The sequence below is a fragment of the Pseudomonas sp. PS01297 genome, assembly GCF_029959305.1.
Classification (GTDB): Bacteria; Pseudomonadota; Gammaproteobacteria; order Pseudomonadales; family Pseudomonadaceae; genus Aquipseudomonas; species Aquipseudomonas helleri.
On the sequence record NZ_JASCPQ010000092.1, the window covers coordinates 1 to 22,146 of the forward strand.

General features: G+C 58.4%; 22 protein-coding genes. 12 read left to right on the forward strand and 10 right to left on the reverse strand.

All coding sequences use genetic code 11. The features are described 5' to 3' along the window. Together QMX84_RS21525 and QMX84_RS21530 are read left to right on the forward strand one after the other, a co-directional pair. Positions 1-1,274: collagen-like triple helix repeat-containing protein (locus tag QMX84_RS21525; protein WP_282364737.1), on the forward strand; the 1,274-nt coding region annotated here is incomplete at its 5' end. A 183-nt stretch (positions 1,275-1,457) separates the two neighbouring features. Continuing rightward, entirely contained in the window at positions 1,458-3,140 is a 1,683-nt protein-coding gene (locus QMX84_RS21530; protein ID WP_282364738.1) for a POTRA domain-containing protein, read from the forward strand. A 71-nt stretch (positions 3,141-3,211) separates the two neighbouring features. Here the strand turns inward: QMX84_RS21530 and QMX84_RS21535 are convergent, their stop codons facing one another. From QMX84_RS21535 to QMX84_RS21545, 3 genes are all read right to left on the reverse strand, one after another. Continuing rightward, a complete protein-coding gene (locus QMX84_RS21535; RefSeq protein WP_262126315.1) occupies positions 3,212-3,622 on the reverse strand; it encodes a response regulator in 411 nt (136 codons plus the stop codon). Positions 3,623-3,626: 4 nt separating this feature from the next. Next, complete coding sequence (locus QMX84_RS21540; protein ID WP_282364739.1) at positions 3,627-3,848, reverse strand: Flp family type IVb pilin; 222 nt, start codon at positions 3,846-3,848, stop codon at positions 3,627-3,629. A gap of 63 nt (positions 3,849-3,911) precedes the next feature. After that, positions 3,912-4,136 (reverse strand): Flp family type IVb pilin, encoded by a 225-nt coding sequence (locus tag QMX84_RS21545; protein WP_153336416.1) that lies wholly within the window; start codon positions 4,134-4,136, stop codon positions 3,912-3,914. 333 nt (positions 4,137-4,469) lie between these two features. On the opposite strand from QMX84_RS21545, the gene cpaB reads away from it, so the two are divergent. Genes cpaB through QMX84_RS21585 form a run of 8 tightly spaced genes read left to right on the forward strand, consistent with a single transcriptional unit; the run spans position 4,470 to position 11,911 of the window. Beyond that, positions 4,470-5,414 (forward strand): Flp pilus assembly protein CpaB, encoded by a 945-nt coding sequence (gene cpaB, locus QMX84_RS21550; RefSeq protein WP_262126312.1) that lies wholly within the window; start codon positions 4,470-4,472, stop codon positions 5,412-5,414. Positions 5,415-5,442: 28 nt separating this feature from the next. Then, complete coding sequence (locus tag QMX84_RS21555) at positions 5,443-6,669, forward strand: type II and III secretion system protein family protein (protein ID WP_153330656.1); 1,227 nt, start codon at positions 5,443-5,445, stop codon at positions 6,667-6,669. Beyond that, entirely contained in the window at positions 6,666-7,865 is a 1,200-nt protein-coding gene (locus QMX84_RS21560; RefSeq protein ID WP_048366487.1) for a pilus assembly protein, read from the forward strand. The genes QMX84_RS21555 and QMX84_RS21560 overlap by 4 nt, the downstream gene beginning before the upstream one ends. Further along, positions 7,862-9,136, forward strand: coding sequence for a CpaF family protein (locus QMX84_RS21565; RefSeq protein WP_048366486.1), 1,275 nt, complete (start codon positions 7,862-7,864; stop codon positions 9,134-9,136). Before QMX84_RS21560 ends, QMX84_RS21565 begins: the two co-directional genes overlap by 4 nt. A 10-nt stretch (positions 9,137-9,146) precedes the next feature. Beyond that, entirely contained in the window at positions 9,147-10,031 is an 885-nt protein-coding gene (locus QMX84_RS21570; protein ID WP_153392473.1) for a type II secretion system F family protein, read from the forward strand. Between the two features lies 1 nt (position 10,032). Next, positions 10,033-10,917 (forward strand): type II secretion system F family protein, encoded by an 885-nt coding sequence (locus QMX84_RS21575; protein WP_262126310.1) that lies wholly within the window; start codon positions 10,033-10,035, stop codon positions 10,915-10,917. Positions 10,918-10,931: 14 nt separating this feature from the next. Then, the gene (locus tag QMX84_RS21580; RefSeq protein WP_282364740.1) at positions 10,932-11,627 is read left to right on the forward strand and encodes a tetratricopeptide repeat protein; all 696 of its coding nucleotides are present in this window, start codon (positions 10,932-10,934) and stop codon (positions 11,625-11,627) included. Positions 11,628-11,644: 17 nt separating this feature from the next. Continuing rightward, positions 11,645-11,911: a DUF3613 domain-containing protein gene (locus QMX84_RS21585; protein WP_262126308.1), complete on the forward strand. Its 267-nt coding sequence runs from the start codon at positions 11,645-11,647 to the stop codon at positions 11,909-11,911. A gap of 958 nt (positions 11,912-12,869) precedes the next feature. Here the strand turns inward: QMX84_RS21585 and QMX84_RS21590 are convergent. Together QMX84_RS21590 and QMX84_RS21595 are read right to left on the reverse strand one after the other, a co-directional pair. Next, positions 12,870-13,646: a response regulator transcription factor gene (locus QMX84_RS21590; protein ID WP_262126306.1), complete on the reverse strand. Its 777-nt coding sequence runs from the start codon at positions 13,644-13,646 to the stop codon at positions 12,870-12,872. A gap of 123 nt (positions 13,647-13,769) precedes the next feature. Continuing rightward, the gene (locus tag QMX84_RS21595) at positions 13,770-14,243 is read right to left on the reverse strand and encodes a prepilin peptidase (RefSeq protein WP_262126358.1); all 474 of its coding nucleotides are present in this window, start codon (positions 14,241-14,243) and stop codon (positions 13,770-13,772) included. 70 nt (positions 14,244-14,313) lie between these two features. Here QMX84_RS21595 and QMX84_RS21600 point away from each other — a divergent pair, with 70 nt between their 5' ends. Further along, positions 14,314-14,754 carry a TadE/TadG family type IV pilus assembly protein gene (locus QMX84_RS21600; RefSeq protein ID WP_153338194.1) on the forward strand — a complete coding sequence of 147 codons (441 nt, stop codon included), beginning with the start codon at positions 14,314-14,316 and terminating at the stop codon, positions 14,752-14,754. Positions 14,755-14,804: 50 nt separating this feature from the next. Then, positions 14,805-17,486, forward strand: coding sequence for a PAS domain-containing sensor histidine kinase (locus QMX84_RS21605; RefSeq protein WP_282364742.1), 2,682 nt, complete (start codon positions 14,805-14,807; stop codon positions 17,484-17,486). On the opposite strand, the gene QMX84_RS21610 is transcribed toward QMX84_RS21605, so the two are convergent. The 5 genes from QMX84_RS21610 to QMX84_RS21630 form a co-directional block, all read right to left on the reverse strand. Next, positions 17,483-19,426 carry a pilus assembly protein TadG-related protein gene (locus QMX84_RS21610; RefSeq protein WP_282364741.1) on the reverse strand — a complete coding sequence of 648 codons (1,944 nt, stop codon included), beginning with the start codon at positions 19,424-19,426 and terminating at the stop codon, positions 17,483-17,485. The two genes, QMX84_RS21605 and QMX84_RS21610, sit on opposite strands and share 4 nt — an antisense overlap. A gap of 233 nt (positions 19,427-19,659) precedes the next feature. Further along, on the reverse strand, positions 19,660-20,259 hold the full coding sequence (locus QMX84_RS21615) for a DUF4136 domain-containing protein (protein ID WP_262126303.1): 600 nt from the start codon (positions 20,257-20,259) through the stop codon (positions 19,660-19,662). Between the two features lie 27 nt (positions 20,260-20,286). After that, positions 20,287-20,901: a DUF4136 domain-containing protein gene (locus QMX84_RS21620; protein ID WP_048390317.1), complete on the reverse strand. Its 615-nt coding sequence runs from the start codon at positions 20,899-20,901 to the stop codon at positions 20,287-20,289. A 21-nt stretch (positions 20,902-20,922) separates the two neighbouring features. Further along, on the reverse strand, positions 20,923-21,672 hold the full coding sequence (locus QMX84_RS21625) for a methyltransferase domain-containing protein (protein ID WP_262126302.1): 750 nt from the start codon (positions 21,670-21,672) through the stop codon (positions 20,923-20,925). Continuing rightward, positions 21,669-21,974 carry a MazG-like family protein gene (locus QMX84_RS21630; protein ID WP_262126301.1) on the reverse strand — a complete coding sequence of 102 codons (306 nt, stop codon included), beginning with the start codon at positions 21,972-21,974 and terminating at the stop codon, positions 21,669-21,671. The genes QMX84_RS21625 and QMX84_RS21630 overlap by 4 nt, the downstream gene beginning before the upstream one ends. Between the last annotated feature and the right edge of the window lie 172 nt (positions 21,975-22,146).

A 22,146-nucleotide genomic window follows, 5' to 3' on the forward strand; every position in this document is an offset into this window, starting at 1 on the left:
ATAACGGCGGTGGCAAGAACGGCGGCGGGAATAACGGCGGCGGCAACAATGGCGGTGGTAATAACGGCGGTGGTAATAACGGCGGTGGCAACAACGGAGGCGGCAATAACGGCGGCGGGAACAACGGCGCCGGCAACACGCCCCTTGTCACCGGGCAAGTTATCAGCCAGGTGAGCGGCGCTGTCGGCGGTGTTGGTTCGACTGTCAGCGACTTGGGCAACACCCTGACAACGGTGCCTGTGGTGGGCGCGGCAGGCGGGTTGGTGACCAATACCGGTAATGCCGTGACGTCCATCACCGACGGCCTGGACAAAGGCCTGGGCACGATTGGTACAGATAAAAACTCACTGGGCATCACTGTCGCTGGCGCAACCAATGCCGTGTCTGATATTGGCAAAGGAGTGTCCTCACTGGGCCAGGGCGTGAGCGGGGTAATCAATAACACACCGATCAGCCAGATCCCGATCGTGGGCGGCGTTGCCGGTAACGTTACGGATGTCACCGGCGGCCTGGTGAATAAAGTCGGGACCACGGTCACCATGCTGGGCAATACGCTGACCACCAATGTCACCAGCGGGCAATTGGGCCAAGTAACCGGCGGGGTCAATGACAAGGTGCTGGTGCCGGTGATTTCGCTGGTGGAAAAAACCACCGGGCAAATCGGCACAGCCACAGGGTTGGGCGCACCGGTTGACGGCCTGCTGAACAAAGTCGGTGGAGTGGTGGCCGGTGTCGGCAACAAAGTGACCGGCGTGGGCGATCAAAACCCGGTCACCAATCTGGTCGGTGGCGCGTTGGTCGGTGTCGTCGGTGTGGCTGACAAGGCGGGCGGTTATGTGAACCCTGCGGCTGGAACAGGCACCGGTACCGGTACAGGCACCAGCACAGGCATTGGTGGATTGCTGGGTGGCGTAACAGGCGCCGTCGGCGTTGCAGGTTCAGGCACCGGTACGGGCGCAGGCGGTGCAGTAGGCGGCCTGGTGGGCGGTGTTGCCGGCACGGTTGGCGGGGTGGTCAATACCGTCACTGGAGCGGGCGCTGGTACAGGCGGTGTGGGCGGCTTGCTGGGCGGTGGAGTGGGTGCGGTGGTGGGCGTAGGCGCCGGTGTCGGGGTGGGAGCAGGTACTTCCTCCTCAGGTGCGGGTGTCGGTGCCGGGGCGGGTGCCGCAGCAGGTGCTGGCGCGGGTGCGGGTGCAAGTTCAGGAACTGGCCTGGTCACAGGTTTGGTTGGAGGCGTGGTTGGCGGGCTGGGTAATTTGGGCAAGAAAAACTGACGAAATTGCACCTGGCCGGTTCGACGGCCATACCTACAACGCCTACGCTTGGTTGAGACGAGGGATTGTCATGAATCCCTCGTCTTTTTTGTATCCAGGTTGTAGGACTGCTGTTTGGACAGCGTCATTGCTTAATGGCGCGTCCAGGCCATTAAGCCGCTGTTGTTGACCATGGAGTGTCATATGCGAACTTATGTCCCGTTCTTGTTATTGGCCTTGGCCCCGCACGTGGGTGCCGAACCTCTTCCACGCTATCTCAACAGCAACGAAACCCTGCAGTCGCTGCCCGCGCCCAACTTGCCGGTGGATGCCTATCGCCCGCAAACACCGGCGTTAAAGCTGCCCAAACCGGCCGCGACCGATGCCCAGCCCTTGTTGATGAGCACTCGCCTGACCATCCGCAAATTGCAGATCGAGGGCGGCACGGTGTACCCGCTGCAAGAGCTGGGCGCCGCCTATAAATCGCTGCTGGGGCATGAAATTACCCTCAGTGAGCTGATTGAAGCGACGCGCACCATCACCCAGCGCTACCAAACCGATGGGTACTTGTTGTCGTACGCGTTTTTGCCGCCGCAGAACTTTGATCAGGGCCTGGTGCGGGTGGTGCTGGTCGAAGGGTATATCCGCGATTATCAGGTGGAGGGAGATGTCGGGCGGGTCAAAGGCTTTATTGATGAGCTGGTCGACAAACTCAAGGGTGAGCGCCCGCTGACCCGTAAAACCTTTGACCGCTATGCCACGCTGATGAGCCGTATTCCGGGGGTGACATTGCAGGCGCAAGTGCCGCCGCCGGGCACCACCGATGGGGCGGCGACGCTGCACGTTACGGCCAGCCGCAAACCCTTCACCACCGGCATGAACCTCGTCGAAGGCAGCCGCGACAGTACCCAGGCCTTGTTCAGCGTCAACAGCAACTCGCAAACCGCCATGGCCGAGCAGTTGACCGTGAGCGGGCTGTTCCCGCCGGGGCACGACAAAGAACACTACTACCGCATTGATTACAGCCAGTATCTGAACGCCGAAGGCACTCAGTTGAGCCTGTATGGCACGCGTTATCGCAGTGACCCGGCCACTAGCATTGCGACCAGTGACGGTTTTGAACTCAAGCCCCACCGCGAAAATGACCGCTTTTCGGTCGGCGTCAGCCACCCGCTGATCGTTGCGCCTGACCAATGGTTAAGCGTTGCGGGCCGTTTATACGGGGTGAACGATAAAACCGATTACGACATCGTCGGTTATTCGCAAACCATCAGCGAAAAAACCAATGTACGGGCTCTTGCGGTTGAAGGGGATTGGCGCAAGTCCACGGGCCAACAATTGCGGATTGTCAGTGCAGGTTTATATCAAGGGATTAATGGGTTGGGGGCCAAGACTGAAAGTAACTTGACCGGCAATCACTATGATCTGGATTTCTTTCGCTTGCGTGTGTCAGGTGTTCAAAGTGATACGTTTTTCGATAATTGGCAGGGCGTAGTGTCGGGAGCTTTGTATTGGAGTGACGATACATTGGCGGACAGTGAGCGTGCTGTATTCGGCGGTCAAAATTTTGGCCGGGGTTATCCCGATGATCAAGCATCGGGTGATAAAGGCTGGGGTGTGGCCTATGAACTCAACTACAGTTTTAATCGCGACGGTGAGTGGGTAAAATTGTTACAGCCTTATGCCGTGTTGGATAAGGCGAAAACCTGGTTTAACGAACTCCCGCTAAAAGGCTCTGATATGTCATCTGCAGCCATCGGGCTGCGTTTTGGCGATAAGCGTTATTACAATATATCGCTGGAAGTGGCCAAGCCTATGTCGGATATGGCGTTGGACAGTTTTAACCGCCGGCCGCGTTATACCTTGAGTTTTAGTTATCAGTTATAAGGATGTGCTTGTCTTGCGATCTTTAAACAATCAAAAGATCGCGAGGCAAGCTCGCTCCTACAGTTCGTGGGTTATGGGCGGATGGAGTAGAGTTTGGAGACGGGGAATAAGTAATTGAGGGTGTGGATCAAACGGTCGTGATAGATCGGTTTGCGGAACAAGTCCAGGACTTGTAAACGCAATAAGTCGCTGACATTGTCCATGTCGGCGTGACCTGAAATAACAATCACGGGCAAGTGTTGGCGTGCGGTGTGATTTCGCAGGCGCTGGATTAATGCAATGCCGCTTTCTTCAGGCATGCGCAGGTCGGTGATAACCAGGGCAATGTCCGGGTGAACGGTCAACTGCCGAAGGGCGAGTGAAACTGAGGTTGCCGTAAAGCAACAAAAGCCCTCGCCCTCCAGCAGTTCGGCGAGCTCCAGCAGAGCGTCCTCTTCGTCGTCTACCAAGAGAAGCTGTTGGCGTTTAGATCGGCTGTTCATGGGATTAAGCAGGTTTGGTAACAGCGTCTTTAATCGTCGTAAACATGGCACTGATTGCGCCTGATATTGGCGTGACGAAGGCCGCTAAAACGATAGCAACCATCGCCGCAATAATGGCGTACTCAATACCCGAAGCACCCTCTGTACGTTGGGAAAACAACTTGGCTTGTTGTGTCAGAAACACAGTGGCCGGAACATAGAGTTTCAGAACAGTTGTTGAAAACATCTGATCTCTCCTGAGAACGCCGCAATGACAGCAGTTTGTCCATACCTTGAAACAGCCTTTGAATTAACCGGCTGGTTTAGTCACCGCCGTTTGAATAGTGGTAAACATGGCCTTGATTTGAGTAGAAATAGGCGTCACAAAGGCAGCGAGAGCAATCGCAACCATGGCGGCAATAATGGCGTATTCAATACCCGATGCCCCTTCAGTGCGCTTTGTAAATTGCTTGACATGGTGCGCCACGAAGAGTTGGGTCGGAACATAGACTTTCAGGACAGTATTGGTAAACATCTGATTTCTCCTGGGTGCACCAAAGAGGGCACTTCGCAGCAAGGGGACGACGTAATTACTATTTGCCATCACAGCATTGGCAAGAAAAGGGAATCCATCAACTGTTAAAAAGCACTAATGCAAAAGTATTAATCCAAAAGTGTCCATGTGAAACTTACGGTAAATCAAGGTCTTCGGCGGCACTCTATTTTTTTTGAGTTGCCTAATGGCATTTTGCTTTGTGTGCGCTACTTTCAAATAGCGAAATGGTCGCAATAATAATGCCTGACATAGCGACCGATGTGCGAATGGATTTCCAGATGTGCAGTACAGAGTGGCAAAGGGAGTGTGTTAATGAATAACCGACGCAGTTTGATCCTGGCCGCGCTCTTGTTTATCGGTGCCATTGCCGCGGGTTTTTGGGGTTTGGTGATAACCCGCCAGCAGCCGGTTGCGCAGGTACCGGTAACGCAGGTCGTTGAGCAGAGTGTCGCCACAGTTGAAGACCAGACGCGCAAGCCTGTGGTGGTGCTGGTACGCGATGTTGCCCCGCATGTGGCCTTGACGGCCGACGATGTGACCCTTGAAAAATTGCACACGGCGCCCGCAGGCAGTTATGCCTCGGTTGATCAGGTGGTAGGGCGTGCCCCGTGGCGCAGCTTGAGCGCGGGTACCTGGCTGAATGAACAAAGCTTTGAAGTCGGTGGGCCGCTGGCGCGGATGATTCGCCCGGATGAGCGCGCACTGGCGGTGGCCATTGATGAAGTGATCGGCGCCAGCGGGCAGTTGTCTCCTGACGATTATGTAGACGTGTTGTTGTCCCTGCGCGAGGACCAGTCCAACCCGCAGCAGTCGGCGCAAGTGGTAGTGCCGGCCGTGCGGGTGTTGAGCGTGGGGGATGAGGTGGGGCAGAGCAGCGACGGTCAGTCATCCAAGGCAACGCTGAGTGCCGACGAAGCCCTCAAACAAGTACAGCGCCGGGCCACGGCACGTTCGGCCGTGCTGGCCGTTCCCGCGCCGCTGCTCAGCCAGCTGATGCTCGCAGCCCAGGCGGGCACCTTGCGCCTGGCCGTGCGCAGCGCCAAGGAAGATCGCTTGAGCAAGTACTGGGCGGGTGAGCAAGACGCCCCAAGCAAGCTTGAGAACGCCCGACGCGACCTTTATCAGTTCAACCAATTGGCCTTTACCGGCCCGGCAAAAGTCGCCCCGGTGGCGAACTCTGGCGGCGGCACCGTTCCGCGTGCGCGGGGCATCGAAATTATTCGCGGCAACCAAACGGCCCAACAGCCTGCTCAATAAAAAAAGCCTGATCTGCAAGGAAGACCCTATGAGCCATCGTTGCGTAGCGCTGTACAAACGAGCTGTCTGGACTCTGGTTCTAAGCAGCTTGCCTTTTGAAATGGCCCTGGCCGCGCCCTCCAATTGCTCAGCGCTTGGGCAATTGCCAGCGGTGCTGGAAGTGGGGCAGGGCATCCAGCAAGCACTGGATTCGCCGGTTGCCATTACGCGCATTGCTGTCGGTGATCCGGGCATTGCCGATGTGCATGCCAACGGCAGCAACGCCTTTTTGCTCACCGGTGTCGCGCCGGGCACCACCAGCTTGATGGTCTGGACCGCCTGTTCGAAAACCCCGCGCCAGAGCATGGTGTTCGTCAAGGGCAAAGCCACCCAGAGCTTTACCAGCGCCTCCGTGTCGCCCTCTGAAGACCCTGCGTTGCTCAGCCAGGTACAAACCGATATTCGCTTTGTTGAGGTCAGCCGGACCAAGTTGCAGGAAGCCAGCACGTCGATCTTTGGTCAGGGCAGCAACTTTCTGTTTGGTTCACCCAACTCATTCATCACCAACGCTGAAAACATCATCACCGGCGGTCCGATCGCCAACAGCAAAAACTTCAACATTGGTTTTGGCGGTGGCCGGGTCCGGGCGATGATCAATGCGCTGGAGGGCAGCGGTTTTGCCTACACCCTGGCGCGGCCGAGCCTGGTGTCATTGAGCGGGCAAAGTGCGACCTTTCTGGCGGGGGGCGAAGTACCGATCCCTGTGCCGAGCAGCGGCAGCGATAACGTGTCGATCGAGTACAAGGAGTTCGGTATTCGCCTCACGCTGACTCCGACCGTGGTCGGCAACAACCGCATCCTGCTCAAGGTCGCACCCGAAGTCAGCGAGCTGGATTACACCAACGCGGTGAACATCGCCGGGACCCTGGTACCGGGGCTTAACGTGCGCCGTACTGACACCAGCATTTCGCTGGCCGATGGCGAAAGTTTTGTCATCAGCGGCTTGATCAGCACGCGCAACACCTCGCAGGTGAACAAATTCCCGGGGCTGGGTGACGTACCGATTCTGGGGGCGTTTTTCCGTGATTCGAACATCAGCCGCGAAGAGAAAGAACTGCTGATGATCGTGACCCCGCACCTGGTTCAACCCTTGGCTGCCAATGCGCCCCTGCCGAGCATGCCGGGCGAAAAACTGCGCAATTACGACCCCAACTGGTATCGCTTGTATTTCCTTGAAAATGGCAATTTCAATCGCCGTAGCGGGTTATCCCAATGAGCCAGAGCCTGAGCCAGACGTTTCTCGCGCTGACGCGCAACAACACCGATCTTGAGTGGCTGCAGGGCGCGTTGGCGCCGCTGGGCCAAGTGGTGGGGGCCGGTACCAGCAGCCTCGATGAACTGCTCGCGTTGATTGACGTGACCTTTGCCGGGCTGGTGTTTGTGGGGCTGGACCGGGAGAAGGTGGTGGCCCAGTGCGCGTTGATCGAAGGCGCGCTGGAGGCCAAGCCGATGCTGGCGATCGTGGCCTTGGGCGATGGCATGGACAACCAGTTGGTGCTCAATGCCATGCGTGCCGGGGCCCGGGATTTTGTCGCTTATGGCTCGCGCTCCAGTGAAGTGGCCGGGCTTGTACGCCGGCTGAGCAAGCGCCTGCCGCCGGTGACGCCGAATACCGAACTGGGCGGCCTCAGCGTGTTGTTCAGCGCGCAATGCAACGCCGATGGCGCGCTGCTGGCCAGCCACTTGGCGCTGGTGGTGCAAAAGAGCGGGCAGAAAACCCTGTTTCTGGATTTGGGCATTCCCCGTGGCGACGGCCTGGCGCTGTTGGGCCTTGAAAGCTCGTTCTTTTTTGGCGATGCGCTGCGCCATCTTCGGCGCCTGGACAGCACCTTGATCGACAGTGCGTTCACCAAAACCCCGGACGGCTTGCGGGTGTTGGCCCACAGCAACGCCGACGAGCCTCTGGAGCACACCAGTGCCGCCGAGTTGTACATGTTGCTCAGTGCCTTGCGTCAGCACTTTCAGCACATTGTGGTGAACCTCACGGGCCAGCCGGATGGCGAGGCGCTGCGCACGTTCGTGACCCACTGCGACAAGTTGCTCTGGTACGTCGATCAGAACGTGCTCGATTGCCGCCGCAACCTGGACGTACTCAACCTCTGGCGCAACAAGGGCATGAAACTCGAACACACGGGGCTGGTGGTCGACCGCTGCCTGCGGGGGATTGCTCCGGATGTCGATGCGTTGGCCAAGAGCTTTGATTTACCGGTGCTGGTGTCGTTGCCGCTGAGCGCCGAGTTACGCCTCAATGCGAAAAATCAGGCTGTCACGTTGTTTGAGCTGGGGCCGCGCGAGGCCTTGAGCCAAGGCTTGAAAAAGATCGGTGAACAGTTGGCCAAGCGCTCTGTGGCGTCGGGCAAACCGTCCTCCGTCGCGGACAAATGGCTTAACCGTCTGTGGGGGTCCAAATGACCAAAGAGCAGCTGTTCGGTTCCGGGCTTCACAAAGACGGGCGCGCCGACCACGACGGCCTGAAAATGGTGCTGCACCGTTACATCATCGACGCCATCGAGGAGAGCGGCAAAAACCTGCTGGAAGATTCGCGCCATGCCTTGTCGCAGTTTGTCACCGACCGCGTGGCCGAATACGTATCGCGCTTGCACCTGGCCATTTCGCGCTACGAGATGGAACGTCTGGCCGAGGAAATTGTTGACGAGCTGACGGGGTTCGGGCCGCTCGAAGTGCTGCTGCGCGACAGCGCCGTTACCGAGATTTTGGTCAACGGCCCGCACCATGTGTTTGTTGAACGCGACGGTCTGTTGAGCCACAGCGATTTGCGTTTTATCGACGATCATCACGTCGAGCGTGTGATGCAGCGCATTTTGGCGCCGCTCGGTCGGCGCCTGGATGAGTCGTCACCCATGGTCGATGCGCGCCTGCCCGATGGCAGCCGGGTGAACGCGATCATCCCGCCCATTGCGCTGGACGGTCCCTGCCTGTCGATCCGGAAGTTTCGCAAAGACATGCTCAAAAGCAGCGACCTGGTGGCGATGCAAACCATCGATCAATCGATCTATGAGTTTTTTCAGGAGTCGGTGGGCAAGCGCTGCAACATTTTGATCAGCGGCGGCACCGGCACCGGCAAAACCACGTTGCTGAATATCCTCAGCCAATTGATCAACCCGCACGAGCGCTTGGTCACCATCGAAGACGTCGCCGAATTACAGCTGGGCCACCCCCACGTGGTGCGCCTTGAAACCCGGCCGCCGAATTCCGAAGGGCACGGTGAAGTCAAATCCAGCGACCTGATTCGCAACGCCCTGCGGATGCGCCCGGACCGCATCATCCTAGGCGAGATTCGAGGCGTGGAAGTGCTCGATGTGCTGACGGCGATGAACACCGGCCACGATGGCTCAATGAGCACCGTGCACGCCAACACCGCGCAAGACGCCTTGTTGCGCCTTGAAACGTTGGTGGGTTTGACGGGCCGCACGGTGGCGGAAAAAACCCTGCGCCAGATGATCTGCGCCGCCCTCGACGTGATTATCCAACTGACCCGTATGTCTGACGGGCGCCGCTGTGTCAGTGAAGTGCTGGAAGTGGTGGGCGTGCGTGACGATGTGTATGTCACCAACACCTTGTTCCGGCTGGACAAACGCACCGGCTTTGGCTTTGTGCGCGAGGCACTGAACCCGGCGAGCGACAAGTTGCGTCGTGACCCGATTCTGAATGCCAACGGCTGAGGCGCAGATCATGATTCCGGCCCTGATACTGTTCGCGATCAGCCTGATGATGTTCATGATGTCGATGAACCTGGTCTACCGCGCCTTGCGCGATCCCACCACCAGCCGGGTGCTGGGCCGCTTGACCGAAGGCCATCCGCAAATGGCGGACAAGGCGCTGGGTGTCGAGTGGCTGGACCGGGCATTTTTGCAGGCGGGGTTGGGGCGCCCTTCGGAACGTTTGGGGCTGTGGCTGCTGATCTGGGCCGGTGCCGTGGCGTTGGCAGCTCTGCTGGGCGGCTGGTTTTTTTTTCTGGTGTTCCTGGTCGCGCCGCCGGTCTGCGTAAAGCTTTTTGTCAGCTGGCGTTACCAGCGTCGAGTCAAGCGCATGGTTGAGCAACTGCCGCAATTGCTCGACCACTGCGTGCGCAGCCTGAAGGCCGGGCGCACCTTGGCCGATGCGGTGCTCAATGCCATCGAGGCCTCCCATGACCCGCTCAAAGACAGCATCAGCCGGGTGGCGCGCAACGTGCAGTTGGGCGTGAGTTTGCCCGAGGCGGTGCAGGATTTTGCCGAGCTGTATGAGCGCGATGAATTTCGCATGTTTGCCCTGGGCTTGAAGGTCAACCACCGCTACGGCGGCAACGCCAGCGAACTGCTGGAAAACCTCATCGTGTTGATCCGTGAGCGTGAATCAGGGGCGCGCAAGCTCAAGGCCATGACTGGCGAAACGCGGGTCACGGCGTTGGTGCTGGCGCTGTTGCCGCTGTTGGTGGGCGGCTATTTCATGGTCACCAACCCGACCTTTCTGGTGAACATGTGGCACGACGCGAGTGGTCAACATTTGCTGATTGCCGCGTTTGGCTTGCAAGCCATTGGCTGTTTTGCCTTGTGGCGCATGGTACGGAGCGTATGACATGGCCTTGCTGATTTGCGCAGTGTTGCTGTTGGCAGGCCTCGGGGTCTTGATCCATGGCGCGGTTCAACAGCGCTTGCGGCAACAACGGGTGGTGCAGCGCCTTGAGGGCGAAAAAACCGGGCCGGGGAAGATCAGCGTGTGGATGCGCGCATTGGGCAGTAGCAAGTTTGGCCAGCGCTCGGTGTCCATGGACAACGAAACCCAAGTGTTGCTGAACCGCGTGGGCTGGCGCACGGCAAGCCAGCGTTCGCTGTTTGCGGCGTTCCAGGTCGGTACGCCGGTGGCCGTGGCCGGGCTGGCGTTTCTGGGGCATGAACTGTTTTACCCAGGTTCCGGCTATTTGATGATCGTGCTGCTGTTTGCTTTGGCGCTGGGGTATCTGATCCCCAAACGCATGCTTGCCCATGTCGCTAAAAAGCGTCAGGAAGCGGCGGCAGTTGAGGTGTCGACGTTTATCCCGCTGCTGCGCATTTTATTTGAGTCGGGCATGGCGGTGGAGCAAGCGCTGCGCGTGTTGAGCATCGAAGCCCGGCAACTGTTGCCGGTGCTTACAGGCGAGCTGCGGCTGGTGCTGGCCCGCGTGGACTCGGGCCTGGAGTTGAGCCAGGAACTGGACAAGGCGGCCAGTTTGCTAGCGGTGGATGAGTTTGACGACACCTGCGTGATTCTCAAGCAATTGCTGCAGCAGGGCGGTGGCGCGATGAAATCGTTGCAGTCACTGAAAAGCCTGCTGGATGACCGACGTCTCACCCGCATGGAGGAATACATCTCAAAAATGTCCGCCAAGATGTCGGTGGTGATGATGATGTTTCTGTTTCCGGCGTTGCTGATTGTGTTGGGCGGGCCGAGTTTTATTGCAATCGCACGGGCCTTTGGCTCTTGATCAGGAGTATGAGCATGAAAGCAGTCATGGCCGTGTGTGCGCTGTTGATGCTGGGGGGATGTGCCACCGGGGGGCAAAGCAACCCGCCGTGGGCCGCCTTTAGCGGTGGCAGTTGCGGCAAGTTGAGCGACGATCAGGAGCTGTCGATGAACCTGGCCGATGACATGGCCAAGGAGGGCAAGCTGCACGCCAGCCTGGCCAACCTGCAAAACCTGCCGCAAGGCTACGCCCAGGTGCAATTGCGCAAGGCGCGGATCTATCGCCAGTTGGGCCGCCCTGAAGCCGGGCCACTGTACCGCGGGCTGCTCGGCACCTGCTTGAGCGCTGAAGGTGATCATGGCCTGGGCCAGTTGGCGGCAGCGCGAGGCGATAACACGCTGGCGGCGTCCTACCTTGAGCGCGCAGCGCAAGCGGCGCCCACGGACGAAAAAATCCGCAATGACCTGGGCGTGGTGTACCTCAACCAACTGCGCACCGACGAAGCGCGTTTTGAGTTCTTGACGGCGCTGGAGCTTAAGCAATCGGATCAATTGGCGGCGTTGAACCTGGTCACCTTGCTCATCTATCAGGACCAATGGAACCAAGCGGCGGAGCTGGCCAGCCGCGCTGAATTGACCCCCGAACAAGTGAGTGACGCGCAAGCCAGGGCCCAGGCCCTGAAAACCCAGGCTGCCAAACCGGCGAGTCATCAGGTGGCTGCAATCAAATAAAGCGTTGGAGGTTTGCCATGAAATGTTCGCTTCGTTTGGCCGTGTTGTTGGGCATGATGCCGCTGAGTGTTTGGGCGGTTGAACCGGGGCCGGCGTCCCAGTACCAGCAGGAAACCGAGCGCTGGTTGCAGCTGCAAGTCAGCGGTCAGGCCCAGTCCAAGGAACGTCAGGTAGCGACCCCGGCCGAGCGCGAGCGCAGCCTGCAACGCTGGCTGGACAGCTACACCCACCCCATCCCTGAGTATTACAAACAGGACGAAGGCGGTAAGGCCAAGCAGCAATAAGGCATTTTCGCCGCGGCCTCTTGCTTGTAGTCGCTGACGAGGAACGAAGCCTGCGATGCGGGCCCCGGACAACCGTTTGGGGTCGCTGCGCAACCCATCGCAGCCTCATGCTTGGGCAGCGGCTACAGGGTTGCGTTGGCTCTTGTAGTCGCTGACGAGGAACGAAGCCTGCGATGCGGGCCCCGGACAACCGTTTGGGGTCGCTGCGCAACCCATCGCAGCCTCATCCTTGGGCAGCGGCTACAGGGTTGCGTTGGCTCTTGTAGCCGCTGACGAGGAACGAAGGCTGCGATGCGGCCCCGGACAGCCGTGTAGGGTCGCTGCGCAACCCATCGCAGCCTCATCCTTGGGCAGCGGCTACAGGGTTGCGTTGGCTCTTGTAGCCGCTGACGAGGAACGAAGGCTGCGATGCGGCCCCGGACAGCCGTGTAGGGTCGCTGCGCAACCCATCGCAGCCTCATCCTTGGGCAGCGGCTACAGGGTTGCGTTGGCTCTTGTAGTCGCTGACGAGGAACGAAGCCTGCGATGCGGGCCCCGGACAACCGTTTGGGGTCGCTGCGCAACCCATCGCAGCCTCATCCTTGGGCAGCGGCTACAGGGTTGCGTTGGCTCTTGTAGCCGCTGACGAGGAACGAAGCCTGCGATGCGGGCCCCGGACAACCGTTTGGGGTCGCTGCGCAACCCATCGCAGCCTCATCCTTGGGCAGCGGCTACAGGGTTGCGTTGGCTCTTGTAGTCGCTGACGAGGAACGAAGCCTGCGATGCGGGCCCCGGACAGCCGTGTAGGGTCGCTGCGCAACCCATCGCAGCCTCATCCTTGGGCAGCGGTTACAGGGTTGCGTTGGCTCTTGTAGCCGCTGACGAGGAACGAAGGCTGCGATGCGGCCCCGGACAGCCGTGTAGGGTCGCTGCGCAACCCATCGCAGCCTCATCCTTGGGCAGCGGCTACAGGCTGCGGTCAGTGCGCCGTTTGCCGATGTTGTTGGGCGGATGCACTGGGGGAGAGGGCGAGTGCCAACTGGGTGCGGTTGTTCATGTGGGTGAGGCGCAACACCTGGGACACGTAGAGCTTGACCGTGTTTTCGGTGATGCCCAAATCACAGGCGATCTGGTAGTTGGTCTGGCCCTTGCCCACCAGTTTGGCCACGTCCAGCTGGCGCGGTGACAACTGCTTGAAAATCGGTGGCAGGTCACTCAAGGCTTCGTCCTCCGCAGCCACAGTGCTCTTGAACGGCGGCGGATGGCGAACTGTTTCCATGTCTTGATAAAGGTCGTCGATAGACTCAGCCAAATACTGCAGCTTCTGGTTCAAATGCCCCAGATGCTCGTTCTTTTGCCGTTCGCGCAGGACGGCCTCCTGACGCTGAATGCCCTCGAGCAATTCGCCAAGGTCAACCGGCTTGGGATAGTAATCGGCAATGCCGATGCGCAAGGCTTTGATCACGTCCTGTTTGTCGGAATGGCCGGTCAACAGGATGCTTTCAAACAGGCGGTGTTTGCCGGCAATTTTCTGCAGATGCTGCGTCAATTCGATGCCGTTCATGTCGGGCATGTGCAGGTCACACAGCACCAGACTTATCTCGGGATCCGCGACAAACGCCTCCACGGCTTCACGGCTTGATTCGCAAGGCACGCAACGGTATCCGTTGCTTTCCAGGAACTCACTGAGTTCTTCGACAATCAGCGGCTGATCGTCGACCACTAACACTTTTATTTTTGAGGTGAGCTTGTTCACGCGCTACTCCATGCCTGGCAAGCCAATTTAAGACGTCCTGTACCACTCGTGTGAATGGCGAGGGGTTCAGGAAACATAGACGTAGTTTCCTACGCTGTACATGTAATAAATCCTTCGTTTTGATTAGGTTAGACACAAAACGGACAGGCTGAAGCCGCATAAAAGAAACGGGGCGAAGGGCAGTTTTTTTGACGCTTGCGGGATGTTTTTGCCGTGGGGTTGGCTAAAGCGTTGATTCAATAGAGGGAGCACTTTTGGCGCGAGCCAAAACCACAGTCCGGCGCTAAGACCTGCGCCAATAAACGTGCCCAGCAGTATCGGACGATCGGTTGCCAGTGCGAGTGCCATCAACAGTTTTACATCGCCAGCGCCCAGTTTGTTCAGGGCATAGCCGGGCAAGGTCAGGACCAAAGCAATCAACAGGGCCCAGCCGCCTTCAGCCGCGCTGGCGCCCAGCCAGGTGGTGCCGGTCCAGAGCAGGTACACCAACGCCAGGGCTGCGGCACCAAACGTCAGGCTGTTGGCGATGTGGCGCTGGTAAAGGTCTTGGGCGGCGCAGGCGGCAAACCAAATGAATAAAACCGCTAAATGGATCACGTATTCCCGTCCCTTTTCTTCGAATGATTCTATGCTGATATCACGGTGAATTGTCAGGGTAGACGCAGTCATGAAAGTTGACCTTCCCCACTCACAAAAAGGCGCGGCGGCGATTGAGTTCGCCCTGGTTTTTGTGATCTTTTTCTCAGTTCTGTATGGCGTGCTCAGCTACAGCTTTCCACTGCTGCTGATGCAGTCTTTTAACCAGTCGACGGCCGAGGCGGTGCGCCGCAGCATGGCGGTGGACCCGACGTTGGCGACCGCAGATTACAAGGCCAAGGTCGAATCGGTGGCCAAGGGCGTGCTGGACCAGCAATTGGGCTGGATGCCCACGGCGATGACCACCAACATCAGTAAAACGGCGGTGTACAGCGCGGGAGTATTAACCGTGACCGTTAGCCTCCCGGCTGCAACGCTCAACAGCATCTTGCCGGTGCTTAAACTGCCGGGCGGCATCACGGTGCCGAGCTTGCCGGACACCTTGTCGGCCCAGTCGAGCCTGCAGTTTTGAACCTGGGCGGCAAGCCATTTGGGCGCTTCTCGGGCCGCGCTCAAGCCCCTTTGCCTGAGCACCGTACCGCGCAACCCGGCAAGGACACGGTCTTGCACCTGTTGCTCGATCATCAGGGGCGAGTGCTGGAGGTGCACGGCGCGCAGCGTTTCGGTGTGCAGCCGGTCAGCGGCGCTGACGCTACGCGTTTATTGCTCGATTATTTGGTGCCGGGCAGCACCCAGGCTCTTGAAGGTGCCCCGGCCGATTGGTTGGGGCACAGCCTTGATCTGGACTTCCAATGCGCCGGGGGTTCTGTGCTGCACACCCGCGGTTGGGTTCAGCCACACGCTGACGGCTGGCTGTTGCAGTTGCTGGACATCAGCGACCTGCGGCGCGAAGGCCAGCAAGCCCACAACCGTGAGCTGTGCATGCAACTAAGCTTGAGCCTGGCCAGACAATTACGCTTATGCAGCATGGCGCGTTTGCCGCAGGTGACGCAGGAGTCGTTGCAACGCATCGGCGAGCAATGGCAGGTGCCGTGCATCGCCTTGGCGCTGCGTGAAGAAGGGCAGCCGGACTGGAGCCTCTTTAGTGTTTATCAGGCGCCCGGAGCAGCGCACTTGTGGGAGGTGGGACAAAGCCTGGGCAGCGCGCTGGACAGCCTCAGTGGTACGCGTAATTCCGGCATGGCCGCTGCCAACGAGCAACCGTTTCAATTCAGTAACCTGCTGGGCGCGACCGATGGCTTGTGCATGCCTTATCACGATCAGCGCGGGCTCTGCGCCTGGCTGTTGTTGGGGTTTTCTACACGCCCTGCGCTGATGAGAGAGAGTGATTGGTCGCACGTGTGCGCCGCCTTGGCCGGGCCTTTGCTGGAGCGCTTGCGCGAGCAGCAACAGGCTGAGCACCGCGAGCGGGTGCAAGCGCTGGAAGGTTTGTTGGGCACGGGTTGGTGGGAGTGGTCGACGGCCACCGAGCAGGTGCAGTTGGCCCCGCAATTGGCCGAAAGCCTGTCGGCCCCGCACACGCCATTAACCTGCAAAGCCTGGCTGGCGCTGTTTCATCCGGCCGATCGTGATGAGCTCAGTATTCGTTTTGATGAGCTGATTGAACACGGCAAAGACCTGATGGTGGTTGCGCGTCTGGACGTGCCGCAGAACGCGGGGCCGACCCCGTGGTATCGGATTCAGGGGCAAGCGGTCGGCACGGGCAGCCAGCGGCGTATCGTCGGTTTTATGCTGGATGTCAGCGAAATCAAACGTCAGCAACTTCAAGCGACGGCCGCCCATGCGCGGCTGGACAACCTGATCGCCAGTTCACCGGCGGTGATTTATGTGCAGCGCTATGAGAAAGGAGCGTTAGTGCCCGCCTTTTTTAGCGCCAGCCTGCAACCGTTACTGGGTTGGACGTTGGCCGAGAGCCAGGGGGCCGGGCTGATCGAGTGGATTCACCCCGACGATCGCGAGCAGTACTTTGACCGCACCCGCCAACTGTTGCGCTTTGGCAGCGCCCGGCGTCGGTATCGCCTGCGCGATAGCAAGGGCAACTATCACTGGTTGCTGGACGAAGCCAAATTATTGCGCGATGACCTTGGGCTACCGATCGAGGCTGTGGGGTTGTGGCTGGATGTCACCGAAGCCACCGAGACCACTGAACGGGTCAAGCGCAGTGAAGAGCGTTATCGGGTGCTGGTCGAAGACTCGCCCGCGATGATTTGCCGTTATCTGCCAGACCTGACCCTGACCTTTGGCAACCAGCCGCTGGCGGCGTACCTGGAGTGCACCCCGCAGGCATTGCCGGGGGTGAATCTGGGCAGTTGGTTGTCGACCGAGCAGCGGGCGGAATTTATGCAGCGCATTGCCCGGTTAACCCCGCAAAACCCGGTGAGCACCGCAGAAATCAGCTTGCAACTGCCGGGGCATGAGTACGCCTGGTGGGTGTGGTCGGACCGGGGTGTGTTTGATGCCCAGGGCCAGTTGCTCGAAGTCCAGGCCGTGGGCCGCGACAACACCGACGTGCGTCGCTCGCAACAGCAAATGACCCAGAGCGCCAAAATGGCCACCTTGGGTGAAATGGCCACGGGCCTTGCCCACGAAATCAATCAGCCATTGAACGTCATGCGCATGGCCATCGCCAACATGCTCAAGCGCGTGAGCAACGGCGATGTGGAGCACGACTACCTGCAAGACAAACTCACCCGTATCGATGCCCAGATCCAGCGGGCAGCGCGGGTGGTCGACCACATGCGCGTGTTCGGCCGTCGATCAGAAGTCGAGCAACAAGCCTTCAACCCGGCGCAAGCGCTGGAAGGCGCCTTGGCCTTGCTGTGCGAAGGCTTGCGCGGCAAAGGCATTGAGTTGCGCACAGAGTGTTTGAGCGATGCGTTGCAGGTGCGCGGCCATGTCGACCAATTGGAACAAGTGCTGATCAACCTGTTGATCAACGCTCGCGATGCACTGATGAGCAAGCGCGAAACCGACCACGCGTTCACCCCTTGGATTGCCTTGACCGCAGGCGCGAGTGACAACGGCGTGCGTGTGACGGTGGAAGACAATGCAGGCGGCATCGACCCGCGTCTGCTGGAACGGATCTTCGAGCCCTTCTTCACCACCAAACCGGTCGGCCTGGGCACAGGGCTGGGGTTGTCTGTGAGCTACGGGATTATCGACAACATGGGCGGTCGCTTAAGCGTCAGCAACACCGGGCACGGGGCCCGGTTTTGCGTGGAGTTGCCGGTGGTTGAAGGTTAGAGCACGAGTTGGGCGGGGCCACCTTGGCCACAGGAGAGGTTGGCGTCGACTTCGGTGGCCATGAGGTTAATGCCCAACAGTGACAGCAGGTTATTGAGTAGTGGGTCGAGTAAAGGGCTTAAAACTCCAGTAATGAGTCCGGATGCGAGGTTTACAATCGCCAGAAGCGTTGCATTAACAGTATTCGTTAACCCCGTCGCGAGTGCGCTCAAAATGCCTGTGCCGTCTACAGGGGCATAAAGTTTGATCGGTACATTGCTGATAGTACTTCTTAGGCTATCTACGATATTCGTAGTGGGGCTGGCAGATTTAGCCATCGGAGGTTGTTTAAGGTTAGGCGGAACCGAGTTTGTGGCAGCCGAATAAATTAAGGTGCTGGGCGTTTTAGCAATGGGCAGTGTGGCCATGAGTGCAATCCCGCCACCCCCATAGTCTTTGTAGACACACCCGAAGAGACCGCAGTTTTTACTGATGATATTTACGATGGGCAAAGGGGTGACGGTTACCGGATTTGAAGAAGAAAATGCTTTGCTGGCATCGATGCTTCCGATATTCAGGTTGGCTAGTACGGTATTGGCCTGGACCGTCAAACTTTTGCTGCCAGAGGTCCCGGAAGGGCAGGTATACCCGGTCACCAAAGCATCTGCTCCGCCGGTATCCAAGTTGATGCTGAGAATCAATGGAGGAGGCAATATCTTAATGTCGAATGTGGTCCCGCACAGTCCCAACCCGCAGATCAGTCCTTGAAGAAGGCCAGTAATACCTGAAAGCAGGTCTGTGACTAAATTCAAAAGCGCACTGACAGTATTGAGAATGGGGAGCTCGATGGTAATCAGAGATCTCACTTGCGCTGTACGGACATAAATTCTATCTGTGGCCGGGTTTCCGATTGCCGAAAACTGGGGTGGTTCAATCACTTTGACGGTAGTCGTCACCTTTGCAAGGCCAAGAATATTGATAGGAAGGCTCACAGCCACGGCGTTATTTTTATTGGCAATTTGAATGGCCGCCTGAATAAGAGAGAACAAATTCAAGTCTGTATCCAAACCCGCAGAGGATGTGCCTGTTTGTAGTTTTAACAGGTCTCCAACTTTTAAGGGTGTGTTGTTGATGGCGGCGACTTGCAGGTTGGCTAACGCAGTTTGAACATCAAGTGTTGCGCCGTTAAGTGTGGCAACGGACGCTGCTGCTTTTATGAGCTGGGTGACAGTAACGTTTGTATTAAGCAAGGTTGTGTAATCGCCTGCGTTGACACCCAAGTTAATTGCCAGTTGATTCAAATATTGCAGCAAGTTTATGTTGGCTTTGGCTAAACCATCCCAGCCAACTGCCGAGATGGACACATTCCCGCCCAACAACCCCGAGAATAAATTATTGAGCAGTGGAGACTGCGAGGTATTTACCGTGGCCAAGGTGGTGCGAATACTGATTTGTGCCAACGTTGGTCCCGGCCTGCTCCCCACCGCACTCGCCGTCAACTTCGTGGTCGTCGACAACGTCCCCTTGCTCACCAAATCCCACACACCACCGGCAATGCTGGTAGGGATTGTGTTGGTGGCAATCACGCGGATAGCGTCGCTTTTGCTGGGGTCGAGCTGGAAGGTGCGCAGTTGGTTGACGGTGACCAGGGTGCCGCAGGCTGCATTCAGGGTTTGCTGTGTGCCAGCCGGCACGAAGCTGTTGCGGGCGGCGCTTTGGGTGGCGTACAGCGTGGCGGTCGACGGGGTGGCAGCACAGCTGCCGCCCCGGCTAACGGCCTCAAGCACCGCCATGTCAGCAACCCGTTGCAGCTTGCGTTGTTCGAGGTAGAGGCGACCGCCGTCGACCACCAGCAACATAAAGATCAGCACCATCCCCAGCGTCAGTGCCGCCATTAAACCAATCGCCCCGTGTTGTTGGCGGGGGCCGTTGAAATACGCACGACGAGAGGGGGGAGACATTGAGCACTCCTGATACTGGAACACTGTCCAGCGCTTCGCTCTAAAGTTTTAGCGAGTGTAGTCAAGAAGTGATCAGGATGCTGGCCAGTTGCACACTTTATAAGGCCCGTGATTGCAACTAATGAGAACTGTTGGATGAAAGGTTGTAAAGGGGGGAGAGTAGGGCCAACTCACTTACTAAAGTATTAATACTTCGCAGTTATATACTTTGTTAGTGAGTTGGCTTCATTTAATTAACGCCCTGGCTTGGGTGGATAATTACTCATGATTTCAGTGACTGCCTTGGAAATCGCCGCGCTACGCTCTGCAGGCGTGGCATCTTCGTCGACGACTTTTTCGGCGTTGCCACGCCAGACCAGTTTGCCGTCTTTGGCGTCAATCAGGTCAACCTGCAAGGTGCCCACCTGGTAGACGATATTGCGGGTTTCGGCGTATGCCGGTGCGCCCCAATAATTGCCGCCCCAGTAACCGCCCCATGGCCCAGCCCAAGGTCCGCCCCAAGGGCCACCGTCATAGCTGTAGTTGGTGACCTGTTCCTGGCGGTTGGCCACGACCATGTAGGTTTGTACCCACAGGTCGGGTTTGACGCCGGGTGCTACTTGGGTCAGACCGCGCTGATCCAGCTGGCTGCTGAGGGCCATGACCACGCGCTGTGCCGTCAGGCCGTTATTGACCATCGGGGTGTCGGGTAAAAACTGCACGGCCGGGTCTTTCCAGGCCCACGTCTTGAACTGCGCAAAATTGACCGCCGGGTTGTAGTCATGGGTGACCTGCATGCTGTTGCACGCGCTTAGCAGCAGGGCCAGTCCCAGTAAAGCAATGCGTCCTAACATGGTGAGTCTCCGCTTAAACAAACAGTTTTAATGGGGAGGATAAGCCTGCACTGCTTTGTTCAGTGATTCGCGCAGGGCGTCACTGCGTTCGCTCAGGCTGCCTTTACTACTGGTTTCTGCACTTGAACTCCAGACCGGCTGACCTGTTTTTCCGTCATACAGATTGAGCCGTACAACCATCACTTCGACTTCATAGGTGCGCACAACCGGTACGCTGTTGTACATGCCGTACTGGTTGCCATAGCGACCATAACGGTCGCCGTACATGCCGCCATAACCATAGTCGTCCTGAACCTGGCGCAAGCGTTTTTCTGTGTGTAAATCTGCACTCACCCACAAATCAGCGGGGTGGCCAGGTTGTGCAGGGCGCAATCCGCGCTGATCGAGGGCATTACTGACCGCTTCGGCAATTTGTGCGGAATCGGCCCAAGCGGACCCTGCCGGCAGTTGGTTATTGCGCCAGGCCCAGCTTTGATAGCGGCCGTAGTCCCGTGGCGGCGCCGGGTAGGCGCTCAGGTCCAGGGTGTTGGCCGCTTGCGGCGGGGCCGGCGGGATGGGCATGGAACTGGCGGTATACGGGTTGGGGCTCTGGCACGCAGCCAATCCCAGACTTACAGCGAGCAAGGCAACGCGGCGATACATCATCATCTCCCCATGCGGGTGTTAAACCGGGCGGCATACCCAATGCAGATAACGTCCCAGCCCGGCGAAGGCAGGATGGCGACGGTGGGCCAGCTCCATTTCGACCAGCGCTTCAAGGTCGGCGCGGGCTTGAAACTCCACTGGCATGTAGTCGTGAAACACACGCACGCCACTTTGGCTTTGCACCTGCCACAGACCTTCAAGGGCGCAGGCCAGTTCTCGCGGGTCGAGCGGTTCTTGCGGGGTCAGGCTTTGCTTTTCACCGGCCAGGGTGTTCTTGCGCATTTTGCGGAAGTGGCCTTTGAGCAGGTTGCGGTAGATCAGGGCGTCGCGGTTATAAAACGCCAGCGACAGCCAACCGTCTTTGGCGGTCAGTTGATGCAACACCGGCAGGATGGTGTGGGGCTCGGCCAGCCATTCGAGTACGGCATGGCAGATCACCAAGTCGTAGGGCTCGGTCAGTTGTCCTGGCAGCTCTTGCCACGGTGCCTGAATAAAGGTGCCGGTCTGACCTGCAGCAGCAAAGCGCTCGCGTGCGCCTTCGAGCATCGGTGCGGCCGGTTCGGCGAGCGTCACGTCATGCCCGCGCTCAGCCAGCCACAGCGACATGTGGCCCAGCCCGGCGCCGATATCCAGTACCCGCAACGGGCGCTGTGGCAGCGCCTCTTCAAGATCGGCCTGCAGCACTGCCAGACGAATCGCGCCCTTGGCTCCGCCGTAGATCTTTTCAGCAAACCGGGTGGCCAGTTGATCGAAGTGACGGTCACTCATTTGCTGAAACGCCTTTCATTGTCGGCCAGTTTGCTGCGCACCACTTGCTCCATGTCCAGCCCCAACTCACTGCATAACAGCAACAGGTACAGCACGATGTCCCCGACTTCCTGCCCGGCGTGGGCCAGTTTGTCGGCGGATAATTGGCGTGATTGGTCTTCGCTGAGCCACTGGAAAATTTCAACCAGCTCGGACATTTCGACACTGGCCGCCATGGCCAGGTTTTTCGGGCTGTGAAATTGCTTCCAGTCGTTGTTATCGCGGATGCGGTGCATGCGCTGAGTGAGTTCTTCGAGGTTCATCGCGGGTGGGTTCTCCAGAAGGAGCAAAGCTTGCGACTGAATGCAGATTGGTGCAAGTGAAAGGCATTTCGTACAGGCAAATCCCCTGTAGGAGCGAGCTTGCCTCGCGATCTTTTGATGGTTTAAAAGATCGCGAGGCAAGATCGCTCCTTGTCGGGTCTCAGCTGATAGG

Coding starts and splice junctions, on each gene's coding strand:
- QMX84_RS21545 (WP_153336416.1), bottom strand. CDS start 4,136: ATGTTTACCAATACTGTCCTGAAAGTCTATGTTCCGACCCAACTCTTC.
- QMX84_RS21570 (WP_153392473.1), top strand. CDS start 9,147: ATGATTCCGGCCCTGATACTGTTCGCGATCAGCCTGATGATGTTCATG.
- QMX84_RS21600 (WP_153338194.1), top strand. CDS start 14,314: ATGAAAGTTGACCTTCCCCACTCACAAAAAGGCGCGGCGGCGATTGAG.
- QMX84_RS21615 (WP_262126303.1), bottom strand. CDS start 20,259: ATGTTAGGACGCATTGCTTTACTGGGACTGGCCCTGCTGCTAAGCGCG.
- QMX84_RS21620 (WP_048390317.1), bottom strand. CDS start 20,901: ATGTATCGCCGCGTTGCCTTGCTCGCTGTAAGTCTGGGATTGGCTGCG.
- QMX84_RS21630 (WP_262126301.1), bottom strand. CDS start 21,974: ATGAACCTCGAAGAACTCACTCAGCGCATGCACCGCATCCGCGATAAC.
- QMX84_RS21575 (WP_262126310.1), top strand. CDS start 10,033: ATGGCCTTGCTGATTTGCGCAGTGTTGCTGTTGGCAGGCCTCGGGGTC.
- QMX84_RS21625 (WP_262126302.1), bottom strand. CDS start 21,672: ATGAGTGACCGTCACTTCGATCAACTGGCCACCCGGTTTGCTGAAAAG.
- QMX84_RS21540 (WP_282364739.1), bottom strand. CDS start 3,848: ATGTTTTCAACAACTGTTCTGAAACTCTATGTTCCGGCCACTGTGTTT.
- QMX84_RS21560 (WP_048366487.1), top strand. CDS start 6,666: ATGAGCCAGAGCCTGAGCCAGACGTTTCTCGCGCTGACGCGCAACAAC.
- QMX84_RS21565 (WP_048366486.1), top strand. CDS start 7,862: ATGACCAAAGAGCAGCTGTTCGGTTCCGGGCTTCACAAAGACGGGCGC.
- QMX84_RS21580 (WP_282364740.1), top strand. CDS start 10,932: ATGAAAGCAGTCATGGCCGTGTGTGCGCTGTTGATGCTGGGGGGATGT.
- cpaB (WP_262126312.1), top strand. CDS start 4,470: ATGAATAACCGACGCAGTTTGATCCTGGCCGCGCTCTTGTTTATCGGT.
- QMX84_RS21530 (WP_282364738.1), top strand. CDS start 1,458: ATGCGAACTTATGTCCCGTTCTTGTTATTGGCCTTGGCCCCGCACGTG.
- QMX84_RS21555 (WP_153330656.1), top strand. CDS start 5,443: ATGAGCCATCGTTGCGTAGCGCTGTACAAACGAGCTGTCTGGACTCTG.
- QMX84_RS21585 (WP_262126308.1), top strand. CDS start 11,645: ATGAAATGTTCGCTTCGTTTGGCCGTGTTGTTGGGCATGATGCCGCTG.
- QMX84_RS21610 (WP_282364741.1), bottom strand. CDS start 19,426: ATGTCTCCCCCCTCTCGTCGTGCGTATTTCAACGGCCCCCGCCAACAA.
- QMX84_RS21535 (WP_262126315.1), bottom strand. CDS start 3,622: ATGAACAGCCGATCTAAACGCCAACAGCTTCTCTTGGTAGACGACGAA.